Origin of the sequence: Sphaerisporangium siamense, from assembly GCF_014205275.1 — a bacterium.
Taxonomy (GTDB): domain Bacteria; phylum Actinomycetota; class Actinomycetes; order Streptosporangiales; family Streptosporangiaceae; genus Sphaerisporangium; species Sphaerisporangium siamense.
In genome coordinates, this window is the sequence record NZ_JACHND010000001.1 from 2,640,534 (window position 1) to 2,653,466 (window position 12,933).

The 12,933-nt window shown below is 71.5% G+C and carries 12 protein-coding genes; 8 read left to right on the forward strand and 4 right to left on the reverse strand.

From position 1 onward, the window contains the following. Positions 1-20: 20 nt before the first annotated feature. Both BJ982_RS12255 and BJ982_RS12260 read left to right on the forward strand, forming a co-directional pair. On the forward strand, positions 21-833 hold the full coding sequence (locus BJ982_RS12255) for an SAM-dependent methyltransferase (protein WP_184879666.1): 813 nt from the start codon (positions 21-23) through the stop codon (positions 831-833). A gap of 142 nt (positions 834-975) precedes the next feature. Further along, a complete protein-coding gene (locus tag BJ982_RS12260) occupies positions 976-2,271 on the forward strand; it encodes a Fic family protein (protein WP_184879668.1) in 1,296 nt (431 codons plus the stop codon). Between the two features lie 177 nt (positions 2,272-2,448). On the opposite strand, the gene BJ982_RS12265 is transcribed toward BJ982_RS12260, so the two are convergent. Both BJ982_RS12265 and BJ982_RS12270 read right to left on the reverse strand, forming a co-directional pair. Beyond that, positions 2,449-3,012 (reverse strand): Clp protease N-terminal domain-containing protein, encoded by a 564-nt coding sequence (locus BJ982_RS12265; RefSeq protein WP_184879670.1) that lies wholly within the window; start codon positions 3,010-3,012, stop codon positions 2,449-2,451. A gap of 2 nt (positions 3,013-3,014) precedes the next feature. Next, positions 3,015-3,248, reverse strand: a complete 234-nt coding sequence (locus BJ982_RS12270) for a helix-turn-helix domain-containing protein (RefSeq protein ID WP_184879672.1) — start codon at positions 3,246-3,248, stop codon at positions 3,015-3,017. A 172-nt stretch (positions 3,249-3,420) separates the two neighbouring features. Here BJ982_RS12270 and BJ982_RS12275 point away from each other — a divergent pair, with 172 nt between their 5' ends. Together BJ982_RS12275 and BJ982_RS12280 are read left to right on the forward strand one after the other, a co-directional pair. Beyond that, the gene (locus BJ982_RS12275; RefSeq protein ID WP_184879674.1) at positions 3,421-5,112 is read left to right on the forward strand and encodes an ABC transporter ATP-binding protein; all 1,692 of its coding nucleotides are present in this window, start codon (positions 3,421-3,423) and stop codon (positions 5,110-5,112) included. Between the two features lie 52 nt (positions 5,113-5,164). Beyond that, positions 5,165-6,922 (forward strand): ABC transporter ATP-binding protein, encoded by a 1,758-nt coding sequence (locus BJ982_RS12280; RefSeq protein WP_184879676.1) that lies wholly within the window; start codon positions 5,165-5,167, stop codon positions 6,920-6,922. 296 nt (positions 6,923-7,218) lie between these two features. On the opposite strand, the gene BJ982_RS12285 is transcribed toward BJ982_RS12280, so the two are convergent. Continuing rightward, positions 7,219-9,282 carry a S9 family peptidase gene (locus BJ982_RS12285; protein WP_184879678.1) on the reverse strand — a complete coding sequence of 688 codons (2,064 nt, stop codon included), beginning with the start codon at positions 9,280-9,282 and terminating at the stop codon, positions 7,219-7,221. Between the two features lie 71 nt (positions 9,283-9,353). On the opposite strand from BJ982_RS12285, the gene mshB reads away from it, so the two are divergent. The 4 genes from mshB to BJ982_RS12305 all read left to right on the forward strand — a co-directional run bounded on the left by mshB (position 9,354) and on the right by BJ982_RS12305 (position 12,604). Next, a complete protein-coding gene (gene mshB, locus BJ982_RS12290) occupies positions 9,354-10,262 on the forward strand; it encodes an N-acetyl-1-D-myo-inositol-2-amino-2-deoxy-alpha-D-glucopyranoside deacetylase (protein WP_184879680.1) in 909 nt (302 codons plus the stop codon). Between the two features lie 11 nt (positions 10,263-10,273). Then, the gene (locus tag BJ982_RS12295) at positions 10,274-10,738 is read left to right on the forward strand and encodes a DUF6113 family protein (protein WP_184879682.1); all 465 of its coding nucleotides are present in this window, start codon (positions 10,274-10,276) and stop codon (positions 10,736-10,738) included. Between the two features lie 9 nt (positions 10,739-10,747). Continuing rightward, complete coding sequence (locus tag BJ982_RS12300; RefSeq protein ID WP_239123081.1) at positions 10,748-11,302, forward strand: flavin reductase family protein; 555 nt, start codon at positions 10,748-10,750, stop codon at positions 11,300-11,302. Between the two features lie 327 nt (positions 11,303-11,629). Next, the gene (locus tag BJ982_RS12305) at positions 11,630-12,604 is read left to right on the forward strand and encodes an MBL fold metallo-hydrolase (RefSeq protein ID WP_184879684.1); all 975 of its coding nucleotides are present in this window, start codon (positions 11,630-11,632) and stop codon (positions 12,602-12,604) included. A 35-nt stretch (positions 12,605-12,639) separates the two neighbouring features. Here the strand turns inward: BJ982_RS12305 and BJ982_RS12310 are convergent, their stop codons facing one another. Continuing rightward, positions 12,640-12,915, reverse strand: coding sequence for an ArsR/SmtB family transcription factor (locus BJ982_RS12310; RefSeq protein WP_373869656.1), 276 nt, complete (start codon positions 12,913-12,915; stop codon positions 12,640-12,642). Between the last annotated feature and the right edge of the window lie 18 nt (positions 12,916-12,933).

The following is a 12,933-nucleotide window of genomic DNA, read 5'->3' on the forward strand; positions in this document are numbered from 1 at the left end:
CAGTGTCGAAGGGAGGGCGCGTGAGCGCCAACGACTACGAACGGCCTGTGCCGCCGGGTGTCGACGCCGGCCGTCCCACCATCGCCCGCGTGTACGACGCGCTGCTCGGCGGCACCGACAACTTCGCCTCCGACCGGGCCGTCGTCGCGGCGCTGCGCGAGGCGTGCCCACAGATCTGCGACGTCGCGATCCAGAACAGGCGGGCACTCGGGCGCGGGATCGGGTACCTGGCCGGGACGCTCGGCGTCCGGCAGTTCCTCGACCTGGGCTCGGGGCTGCCGACGGCCGAGAACACCCACCAGGTCGCGGGCCGTTCGGTCTCCGAGGCCCGGGTGGTCTACGTGGACATCGACCCGATGGTGCGGGCGCACAGCCGGTCGCTGCTGTCCGGCGACGGCGGCACGGCGGTCGTCGAGGCCGACCTCAGGGACCCGGAGAGCGTGCTCAACGACCCCGCCCTGCGCAAGGTCATCGACTTCACGCAGCCCGTCGCCCTCGTGCTGGCGGGCATCCTGCACCACCTGCACGACGACGAGAGCCCCAAGGCGATCGTGGACGCCTACCTGAGCGCCGCCCCCACCGGCAGCCCGCTTTTCATCACTCACTTCTGCTCCTCGGCCCCCGATGCCGCGGCGCTGGAACAGGCGTTCCTGGGCGTGCTCGGCACCGGAAGGTTCCGCACCATAGAAGAGATCACGGGCTACTTCGACGGCACCACGCTGCTGACCCCCGGCGTCGTCCACCTCCCCGACTTCCACCCCGACACCCCATCCGGCCGCCCCCTGACCACAACCGACCGCCTCATCACGGGCGGCATCGGCCTCAAACTCTGACAGGCCCCCCAGACAAGGGCACATCCAAACCAGCCGTGCCGACGGGGGCTAGCGAGGTGCCGCATCCTTACGCGAATGCAAGGCTCGTGAAAGGATAAGGCTTATCCTTTCACGCTCGGCCGGTGCGTGAAAGGATACAACCGTGGCCGATTACCTAGAGGCATCGTGGCCGGTGGCCTGGGACGCGCCTGGCAAGCGTGACCGGCGTGGGGGTATCTATCGCGCTTATGTCCCTGATCGGCTCCTCGGACGTCAGGTCGCCATGCCACCCGAGATCGCCGAGGCGGCGGCGGAGGCCGAGCGCCTTGTCCGGCTTTTGATTGCACACCCGGCAAGTCACGGTGTAGATGGTTTGGCGCGCTTCCTCCTGAGATCGGAGGCGATCGCGTCGTCCCGTATCGAAGGGCTCCAGGTGTCGCCCCAACAGGTGGCGCTCGCGGAACTCGCCGGTTCGGATGCCGGCGTCTCGCATGGATTCACCGCGACGGCGCGATTGGTCGCCAACAATGTGACCGCGCTGCGTCGGGCTGTCACCGACCTTGTCGGCGCCGATGTGCTCTCCGTTGCCCACATCGTGGATCTTCATCGTGTGTTGCTGCCGGACGAGAGGCAACACGGCCTCCGGCAGGTACAGAACTGGATCGGCGGCGGCCAATGGCATCCCTTGGACGCGGAGTTCGTTCCTCCTCCGCCTGAGCAGGTGGCACCGCTCATGGACGACCTCGTGGCCTTCATGAACGGCGCGCACCACGCTCCCATCGTCCAGGCGGCCATCGTGCACGCGCAGTTCGAGACGATCCACCCTTTCACCGATGGAAACGGCAGGGTCGGGCGGGCCCTCATCCACACGGTGCTCGCGCGACGTGGTTTGACCCCTAATGCCATTCTCCCGATCAGCCTCGTGCTACTTACGCAGTCCGATCGGTACGTCGCCGGGTTGACGGCGTATCGCTATGTCGGCGCCCCCTCCACTGTCGAAGCTCGCTCGGCGCTCGGCTCCTGGCTGCGGGTCTTCATCGCGGCCGCTACGACAGCTGTCGAACAGGCGAAGGAGTTCGCCGACGCGTTGACGGAACTGCATGATGAGTGGTGCGAGCGCCATTACGCCTTCCGTAGATCACAAGGGTTGAGAGCGGTTCCACGTGCGGGTTCCGCCGTCGAACGCCTTCGCGACTTGCTGCCGGCCGTCCCCGTGGTGACGGCGCGCACGGTCGAGCGCCTATTGTCGGTTACTCATCCGGCGGCGCGTCAGGCGCTGGAAGAGCTCGCGAAGGCGCGCATTCTCCATCCCAAGCAGGTCGAGAGAAACACCACGGGGTACCTGGCACGAGAGATCTTCGATCTGCTCACGATGACCGAACGCCGCTTGGCCAGCACGCGCTGGGACACCCGCGACACACCGCCCAACCGGGCGGTCCCAGCGCGCCCACAGAAGTGAGTAAGCCTCCGGCTAGATGGTCGTAGGCGATGCCATTGCCGTCTGCCAGGGTGACTTGGTGACTTCCTAGACGTTTTCTCTTCCGGCCGTGCTCCGAGGGGTTCCGGCGATCATCATGCCGGGCCACAGCAACAAATCCCGGCGACGGCGATGGCAGAGGGGGCGGGAAGGGCGGGCTTACGCGAGTTCGGCGCGGATTTCGGCGCGTAGGGAGTCGGGTGCGAGGCCGGTGTCGGTGAGGACGCGGGCGGCGAGGCCGTCGGCCTCTCGGAGCAGGCCGAGGAGGATGTGGGCGTCGCTGATGTGGTTGTGTTTGAGGGCGATGGCCTCGCGCAGGGAGAGTTCCAGCACCTTCTTGGCCCGGCCGCTGAAGGGGATGTGGTCGCCGCCGAGGAACCAGGGCTTGCCGCGGCGGGGGCGGCGCTCCCGGTCGAGGGCGCCGGGGCCGAACACGGCCTCGACCTTCTCGCGGACCACGTCGAGGTCGATGCCGATGGCCTCCAGGGCCTGAGCGTCCAGCCGTTCCGGTGCGGAGGCGTCCAGGAGCCGTGTGATCATGTCGCGCGCCCGGTCGTGGTCGAGCCCGTGCCGCGTCAGGATCCTGCCGCCGACCGAGTCGGGCTGCCGCAGCAGGGCCAGGAGCAGGTGCTCGGTGCCGATGTGGTCGTGGTCGAACAGCCGGGCCTCTTCCTGGGCCTGGACGACCACTTGGCGGGCGTTCGCCTGGAACCGCTCGAACATCGTCATTTCTCCCGTCTGAGTAGACCGCGGCCGCCCGCGTACTTCTTGTGAACCGCCTGTCTGCTCACGCCGAGCAGGACCGCGATCTCCTGCCACGACCAGCCCTGGTCGCGGGCGCTCTCGACCTGGAGCGCCTCCAGGCGTTCCACCAGGACGCGCAGCGCCCGTACGGCGCGGAGGCCGACGGCGGGGTCGCGGCTGCCGGCGTCGGAGGCCAGCTGTGCCGTATCGCTCATGGCTGTCAATATAGGTTGACGCGTGCGTGGCTGTCAACATTGGTTGACGAGCGCTGTCGAAGGAAGATCTTCTCCGGGACGGGGGAACCTCCATCTTTTCGCTGCTCACCAGCGTCGGCAGGCGGAAAATCGATTGCCCGCCGCCGCCGGTCGCTGCGAGCCTGTGGAGGTTATGCGCACGCTTCCCCACGCCGACCCCGGTGTTCCCGATGCCCGCAGTCCATTCCGATACCTCTGGTGGACGGCGCGCGGCCAGGCGGGGCCGCTGCTCGCCGGCATCGGCTTCGCCGTGCTGTGGTGGCTCGCCCAGGCGCTGGTCCCCGCGGCGCTCGGCCGCGCCATCGACAGCCTGACGCAGCGGGACACCGAGGGGCTGGTCCGCTGGTCGGCGATCATGCTCGTGCTGGGCGTGACCGCGGCCTTCGGCGGCGTCATGCGCCACCGCAGGGCCGTCTACAGCTACCTGGCCGCCGCCTACCGCACCGTGCAGGTCACCGCCCGCCAGGCCACCCGCCTCGGCGCGACGCTGCCGAAGCTGCTCTCCACCGGCGAAGTGATCAGCGTGGGCAACTCCGACATCTCGCACATCGGCAGCGCCCTCGACATCCTCCTGCGCGGCACCGGCAGCCTGATCGCCATCGCCGCCGTCACCGTGATCCTGCTCGTCACCTCCCCCGAGCTGGGCCTGACCGTGCTCATCGGCGTACCGCTCATGGCCCTGGCCGTCGTGCCCCTGCTCCGCCCGCTGCACCGCTGGCAGCACACCCAGCGCGACCTGCAAGGCGAGCTGGCCACCCGCGCCTCCGACATCGTCGCGGGCCTGCGGGTGCTGCGCGGCATCGGCGGCGAGCAGGTCTTCGCCGACCGCTACCGCGCGCAGTCCCAGCGGGTGCGGACGGCGGGCGTGCGCGTGGCCTCCGTCAACGCCACCCTGGACGCGGCGCAGGTTCTGCTGCCCGGCCTGCTCATCGCCTTCGTCACCTGGCGCGGCGCCCACCTCGCCCTGGACGGCACGATCACCGTCGGCCAGCTCGTCGCGTTCTACGGGTACGCGCTGTTCCTGGTGGGCCCGCTGCGCACGCTCACCGAAATGGCCGACAAGCTCACCAAGGGCCACGTCGCCGCCCGCAGGGTCGTGCGCATCCTCTCCCTGAACCCGGAGGTCACCGGCAACGCCACCGCCACCGGCACACCCGGTGGCGACCTGGCCGACCCGGCCTCCGGCGTCACCGTGCCGCACGGCCGGTTCACGGCCCTGGTGAGCACGGTGCCCGAGGACGCCATCGCCGTCGCCGACCGGCTCGGCCTGTACGCCGCCGCCGACGTCACCCTCGGCGGCGTCCCGCTGGCAGACCTTCCGCTGGAGGAGGTGCGGCGCCGTGTGCTCGTCGCCGACAACGGCGCCAGGCTCTTCAGCGGGCGGCTGCGCGACCAGCTCGACGTCACCGGCACGGCCTCCGGCGACGACCTGCGCCGCGCGCTGCACACCGCCGGCGCCGAGGACATCGTCGAGGCGCTGCCCGACGGCCTGGACGCCCACGTCGCCGAGGCCGGCCGCGAGTTCTCCGGAGGCCAGCGGCAGCGGCTGCGACTGGCCCGCGCCCTCGTCGCCGACCCCGAGGTGCTGATCCTCGTCGAGCCCACCAGCGCCGTGGACGCCCACACCGAGGCGCGGATCGCCGAGCGGCTCGGCCAGGCCAGGGCCGGGCGCACGACGCTCGTCTGCACCACCAGCCCCCTGGTGCTGGACCACGCCGACCACGTGATCTTCATGGAGGACGGCGTGGCGCGCGCCGAGGGCTCCCACCGCCACCTGCTCGCCACCCGCCGCGACTACGCCGCGACCGTGACCCGCTCGGAGTGACCATCGTGCTGACCGTGAGAACCCGCAGGAAACAGACGAAGGGCGCACGCCCGTGAGCGCCGGACGGACCATCCTGCCCGTCGCCGACCGCGCACAGGTGCGCGCCTACGCGCGGCGGCTGACCCTCAAGTACCCCGGCCGCCTCACCCTGGCCCTCGGCCTGCACGCTCTGGCCGCCGTGTCCGGCCTGGTCGCGCCCCGCCTGCTCGGCGAGCTGGTCGAAAGCGTGCGGCTCGGCACGGGCGCCGGGGTCGACACCGTCGCCCTCACGATCGCCGGGTTCGTCGTCGCGCAGGCCGTGCTGATCAGGTACGCCGTATACGCCTCCGCGGTCCTCGGCGAGAAGATCCTGGCCGAGCTGCGCGAGGACTTCGTCGACCGCGTGCTCGCCCTCCCGCTGTCCACCGTCGAACGCGCCGGGTCCGGCGACCTCGTCACCCGCACCTCGCGCGACGTCGACGCGCTCACCCGCACCGTCCGCCATGCCGTGCCCGAGACGTTGATCGCCCTGGTGTCGGGTGCGTTCGTGCTGGGCGCGCTGGCCCTCGCCGGCCCGTTGCTGCTGCTGCCCTCGCTCATCGCCGTCCCCCTGCTGTGGGTCGCCACCCGGCGGTACCTCAGACGCGCCAGGGACGGCTACCTCCGCGAGAACGCCGCGTACGCCGAGATGACCGAAGGGCTCGGCGAGACCGTCGAAGGCGCGCGCACGGTCGAGGCGTTCGGCCTGCAGGACCGCCGCCACGCGCGCACCGACGGCGACATCGCCCGCTCCTGGGCCGCCGAGCGGTACACCCTGCGCCTGCGAACGGCGTGGTTCCCGGCCGTGGAGATGGGCTACGTCATCCCCGTCACCATGACCGTGCTGATCGGCGGCCTGTTCTACATCGACGGCCACGTCTCCCTGGCCGCCGTCACCTCGGCCACCCTCTACGCGCAGCAACTCGTCGACCCGCTCGACCGGCTGCTGTCCTGGGTGGACGAGCTGCAGGTCGGCGGGGCGTCCATGGCCCGGCTGCTCGGCGTGGCCAACGTGCCCGACGACCGCAGCGCGGGCACCGGACGCCCGAACGGCGAAGAGATGGTCGCCGACGACGTCCGCTACGCCTACCGCGACGGCCACGACGTGCTGCACGGCGTGTCGCTGCGCGTCGCGCCGGGGGAGCGGCTGGCGATGGTCGGGCCCTCGGGCGCGGGCAAGTCCACGCTCGGCCGGCTGCTGGCCGGCATCCACGGCCCGCGGACCGGCGCGGTCACCGTCGGGGACGTCCCCCTCGTCGAACTGCCCCTGGACGAGCTACGCGGCCACGTCGCGCTCGTCACCCAGGAGCACCACGTGTTCCGGGGCACGCTGCGCGAGAACGTGCTGATCGGCCGCCCGGACGCCGGGGACAGCGAGGTCAAGGAGGCGCTCGCGGCCGTCGACGCCTGGGAGTGGGCCGAGGCCCTGCCCGACGGCCTGGAGACCGTGGTCGGCTCCGGCGGGCTGGCCCTCTCGCCCGCCCAGGCCCAGCAGACCGCGCTGGCCCGGCTGGTGCTGGCCGACCCGCACACCCTCGTCCTCGACGAGGCCACCTCGCTGCTCGACCCGCGTGCGGCACGCCACCTGGAACGCTCGCTCGCGGCCGTCCTGCACGGGCGCACGGTGATCGCCATCGCGCACCGGCTCTACACCGCCCACGACGCCGACCGCGTCGCCGTCATCGAGGACGGCCGCATCAGCGAACTCGGCTCCCACGACGCCCTCGTCGCCGCCGCCGGCCCCTACGCCGCCCTCTGGCAAACCTGGCACGGCACTTCGCAGAAGACCTGACCCGCAGGAAGGGGTTTGCCGCGCCTGCGGCGACGGCAACACCGCCCTTTGCGGCCTCGTTCTGCGCGGAAGAGAAGAAGGTTCTCGGCTGGGGTTGTGTGCCCCCACCCGTGCCGCGCCGTCGTGGTGGCTCACCGCGATCCCACCCGAGAACGGACGGCCTGCGGCGGCAGGAGCGACGCTCCCAGCCTGTGGCAAAGGCGAAGGCAAAGAACCCCGCTCCCGCCTGCCCGGCTGGAGACGGTGCATGGTCCGGGGTGCGCGCCACCCCGGACCACAGCCCGCGCGTCAGGGAGTCAGAAGGCCAGGGACTTGCGGAGGAAGTCGACCTGTAGGAGGAGGAGGTTTTCGGCGATGACCTCCTGGGGGGTCATGTGGGTGACGCCGGAGAGGGGGAGGACGGTGTGGGGGCGGCCGGCGGCGACCAGGGCCGAGGAGAGGCGGAGGGTGTGGGCGGCTACCACGTTGTCGTCGGCGAGGCCGTGGATGAGGAGGAGGGGGCGTTCCAGCTTCTCGGCGTCGGCCATGAGCGACGAGCGGTCGTACACCTCGGGGAGTTCGCGGGGGTGGCCGAGGTAGCGCTCGGTGTATGCGGTGTCGTAGAGGCGCCAGTCGGTGACGGGGGCTCCGGCGATGGCGGCGTGGAAGACGTCGGGGCGGCGCAGGACGGCGAGGGCCGCGAGGAAGCCGCCGAACGACCAGCCCTTGATGGCCACGCGGGAGGTGTCGATGTCGTCGGGATAGATCTGGGCGACGGCCTTGAGCGCGTCGACCTGGTCGTCCAGGACGGGGGTCGCCAGGTCGTGCAGGACTTCGCGTTCGAAGGCGGGGCCCCGGCCGGGGGTGCCGCGGCCGTCGGAGATGATCACGGCGAAGCCCTGGTCGGCGAACCACTGGGGCTCCAGGAACAGGCGCCCGGCTGAGAGCACTCGCTGGGCGTGCGGGCCGCCGTAGGGGTCCATGAGGACGGGGAGGCGACGGGAGCCGGGGACGTGGTCGCTGGGGAACAGGACGGCGGTGCGGAGGGCGCGCTCGCCGGCGCTGAGCAGCGAAACCCGTGGCTCCAGCTTGGGGCGCTCGGCGACGGAGGCGATGGACAGCCGCCGCTCGCCCGCCCGGACCTGGACGGTGGTGGCGGGCGAGGCGAGGGTCTGGCTCGCGATCAGGAGGGTGCCGCCGGCGAGCTGCCCGGAGTGGACGCCCGCCTCTTCGGTGAGGGGGGAGAGCACCCCGGCCGACCACGACCACAGGTGGATCTCGGTGGGCTCGGCGCCGGCCCGGAACAGCACCGTGTCGCCGTCCAGGCCGACGACGTCACGGACCTGCAGGCCGGGCGGGGTGACGGGCGCGTCGCCGATGACGAGCCGCCGCCCGCCCTCGGAATCGGCGACCAACACCAGCGTGCCGTCGGACAGACGGGCGGGGACGCCGCCGATGACCTCGACCCAGGCGTCGTCGGTGGTCTCGCGCAGCAGCCGGGTCTCGCCGGTGGCCGGGTCGACGGCGTACACGCGCTGGGCCTTCTGGTCGCGGGGCATCGTGACGATCAGCGGGCCCTGCGGACCCCAGCTCGCCGTGACCAGGTACTCGTCGTCGAAGGGGACCTCGACGCGCGAGCCGTCGAGCCCGAGGATCGCCAGGGAGACCACCGCGTCGGCCGTTCCGGCGGCGGGGTAGCTCACCGAGACGGGCGGGCGCGCGGGGTTGGCCGGGTCGGCGATGTGCCACCGCTGGACGGGGGACTCGTCGGCACGCGCGACGAGCAGCGCCGCGCCGTCGGGCGACCACCAGTAGCCGCGGTGGCGGCCGAGCTCTTCGGCGGCGATGAACTCGGCCAGGCCGTACGTCACGCCCGGAGCCTCGGGGGAGGCGAGCGCGCGGTCCTCACCGCCGGAGACGGCCTGCACGCGCAGGGCGCCGCCGCTGATGTAGGCGACATGGGCGCCGTCGGGGGACAGGCGGGGGTCGATCACCGGGCCGTGGGCGTCGAGGGCGCGCACCGCGCCGGTGGCGAGCTCCACCAGGTAGAGGCCGCCGGAGAGCGCGAAGACGGCGGAGGCGAGCGCGGAGTCGGCGGCGTAGGCCACCACGCCGCCGGCCTGCTCGCGGGCGCGCTCGCGGCGGGCGCGCTCCTCGGCGGGCAGGTCTTCGTCGGCCGCGCCGAGCCCGGCCGGGTCGAGGACCAGGCGCTCGGCGCCGGAGGGAATGTCGAGCTCCCACAGGCACGTGACCGGATCGGTGCCTGAGCGGCTGCGCAGGAATGCGACGCGGCCGCCGTCAGGGGCGATCGTGAAGCCGCGGGGAACACCGAGGGTGAACCGGCGGGTCCTTGCGTAAAGGCGCGGGAAGCTCTCACTCATGGCCCTCATCCTGCCAGGCCGGACCGAAACACAGATGACCCGTTCTTGAGGCTGTGGATAACCTCGAACACATGACTGATCGGCGTTTGCTGTTCGTGCACGCTCACCCCGACGATGAGAGCAGTGGCACGGGGGCCACTATGGCGAAATATGCCGCGGAAGGCGCTCAGGTCACCCTCGTGACCTGCACGTTGGGCGAAGAAGGCGAGATCGTGGTGCCCGATCTGGCCCACCTCGCGGCCGACCGCGAGGACCGCCTCGGCGAGCACCGCATAGGCGAGCTGGAGGCCGCCTGCAAGGCGCTCGGCGTGGTGGACCACCGCTTCCTCGGCGGTCCGGGCCGCTGGCGCGACTCCGGCATGATGGACACCCCCTCCAACGAGAACCCGCGCTGTTTCTGGCGCGCCGACCTGGACGAGGCCGCGGGCGAGCTCGTCAAGGTCATCCGTGAGGTCCGGCCGCAGGTGCTGGTCACCTACGACGAGAACGGCTTCTACGGCCATCCTGACCACATCCAGGCGTACCGCGTGGCCTGGAGGGCCTTCGAGCTCGCCGCGGACGCATCCTTCGGCGAGGGCGAGCCCTGGAAGATCGCCAAGTTCTACTTCACCACGATGCCGAAGTCCGCGCTGCGGCATCTCGGCGACGTCATGCGTGAGGCGGGCATCGAGGGGTTCCCGGGTGACGTCGAGGACCTGCCGTTCGGCGCCCCCGACAAGGCCGTCACGACGGAGATCGACGCCCGGCCGCACGCCCCGGCCAAGCTGGACGCCCTGCGCGCCCACCGCTCCCAGGTGGACCTCGCCGACCCGTGGTTCAAGGTCGCCGAGCGCAGGGGTGAGGAGGCCATGGGCGTCGAGTACTACATCCTGGCCGCGGGCGAGCGCGGACCCGCGGCCGGACGGGGTGTCCCCGCCGGCGCCGGGGGCATCGGCGAGCCCTACGACCGTGAGGACGACCTGTTCGCGGGCATCGGCTAGCCTTGCGAACCATGGAGGAAGAGCAGGTCGAGGCGCCCCGGCGGCCGCGCGTGCCGTCCGCGATCGTGGACGGCGTCGCGTACGGTCTGCTCTTCCTGTTCGGCGTCGCGTTCGGCGTCGTGTCGGGCCTGGAACACGCCTGGCCCGTCGCCGGCGCGTTCGCGCCCATCCCGATCGTGCTGTCCGCGGTGCTGTTCGTCGTGCTGTACGGCTTCGGGCGGCTCATGGGCTCCCGGGTGGGCGCGTTCGTGCCCGGCCTCGGCTGGATGTTCGTGGTGCTGGTCTTCTCGCTGCCGCGCAGGGAGGGCGACCTGCTGATCGCGGGCAACGTCCAGGGCTACTACTACCTGGCCTGCGGGGCCATCGCCGTGGTGGCCGCCGTGCTGCTCATTCCCTCGTCGGGCTCGTGGCTGCTGCGCGAGAGGCCCTACGGCAAGACCGGGCGCATGAATATATCGGGTGAAATGTCCGCATAGGCTGGCCGCGTGCACCAGTCAGCCGCCGAACACCCCGAGGACGCCGAGGAAAACGCGCGCCACGCCGCCCGCATGCCCTCCGATGTGGACGAGGCCACGTTCCGCAAGGTCGTGGGCCGCTTCCCGACCGGCGTCACCATCGTCACCACCCTGTCCGGCGGCGTGGACCACGCGATGACGGTGAGCTCCTTCGCCTCCCTCTCGCTGGACCCGCTGCTCGTGCTCATCTGCGTCGAGAAGGTCGCGCGCTTCCACGACGCCGTGCTGGACGCCGGCGTCTTCGGCGTCTCGATCCTGGGCGAGGACGGCGAGGAGGCGTCCCGCGCGTTCGCCCGGCGCGGGCGCACGCTGGAGGGCCAGCTCGATCGCTGGTCGCACCGCCGGGGCACGCTGGGCCTCGCGCTCTTCGACGCCGCCGTGGCGACGCTGGAGTGCCGCACCACGGCCGTCCACGACGGGGGCGACCACTCGATCGTGGTGGGAGCCGTGGTGTCGGCCCGCATGCTCAGGGCCGTCCCGCCGCTCGTCTACGAGCAGGGCCGTTACCGCCGCATGGCCCCCTGACCGCTCGTTTCCGCTCCTCGGGGGACAATCGAGGCATGCGACACATTCGGCTGTGAATAGGGGCCCCAGTATGCGGGGCTCCATCTGGAGAGTGGGGACGCGCGCGATGGAGGCTTACGGGCGGAAGCGTGCGGCGGCCCAGGACGGAGGCGAGCGCCGCCGGGAGGTAGGACTCGGCTACGCATCCGGGAGGACGCGAGGATACATCCCAGGGCCGAGGCATGTTTCGCGCTCACGGGGGATCATCACATCAGAGTGGTCAAAGGTTTCATTGCCACCTCATGGGACCTGACACGCCTCCCACTCGCTCATGAACAGGAGGGTCGAATGTCGCAAACCATCCGCCCTGAGACCACCCCGGCCACCCCGCCGCGCGAGCGGACCTGGCCCTCCAGCTTCAAGGACCGCCTGACCTGCCCGTTGCCGGACTTCCGCGAGGTCCTCAGCGTCGCATGGTACGGCGGCTTCCACGCGGACGCCGGGGACGCCGACCAGATTCCGGTCCTGCGCGCCGGACTGCCACCCGTGGGGCCGCGGGACGCCGGGGTGACCTGGGTGGGCCACGCGACGTACGTGCTGCGCATCGGCGGCCTGACCGTGCTCACCGACCCCGTCTGGTCGCGCAAGATCCCCGGTGTGCGCGACCGGCTGACCCCGCCGGGCGTGGCCTGGAGCGACCTGCCGCCCGTGGACGCCGTCGTGATCAGCCACAACCACTATGACCATCTGGACGCCCCGACCCTGCGCCGCCTGCCCCGGCACACGCCCATGTTCGTGCCCGCCAACCTCGGCGGGTGGTTCGCGAAGAGGGGGTTCACCAACGTCACCGAGCTGGACTGGTGGGAGAGCGCCCGCATCGGCGACGTGAGCTTCGATTTCGTGCCCGCCCACCACTGGAGCCGCCGGTCGCTGTTCGACACCTGCAAGACGCTCTGGGGCGGCTGGGTGCTGACGTCCGGCGACCACCGGATCTACTTCGCCGGCGACACCGCCTACGGGGACCGCTTCAAGCTCATCGGCGCGCGCTACCCCGGCATCGACCTGGCCCTGATGCCCGTGGGCGCCTACGAGCCGCGCTGGTTCATGCACGTCTCGCACGTCGACCCCGCCGAGGCCGTCCAGGCGTGCGAGGACGTCGGGGCGCGGCGCATGGCCACCATGCACTGGGGGACGTTCGTGCTGTCGGGGGAGCCGGTGATGGCCCCGGTCCAGGAGGCGCGGGCCGCGTGGACCGCCTCGGGCCGCGACCGCGCCGACCTGTGGGACCTCGCCGTGGGGGAGACCCGGGTGCTCACCGCCTGACGGGGCGGGTTCTCACCTGCCGGTCAGGCGGCCGATCATCGTCTGACCAGGCCCCGGGCCAGGCCGTCCAGCGTCGCGGCGAGGCCCGCCAGGGTCTCGGGCACGAGCGAATAGCAGATCGTCGTGCCCTCGCGCCGCGTGGTGACCAGCCCCGCCTCGCGCAGCACCTTGAGGTGCGCCGAGATCGTGGGCTGGCTCACCTCGAACTCGTCGGTGAAATCGCAGGCGCAGATGTCCGGCTCGGCGGCCAGCCTGCGCACGATGCCGAGCCGCACCGGATGGGCCAGCGCCTTGAGAACCTCGATCTCCACGCCGTTCATTATATCGAC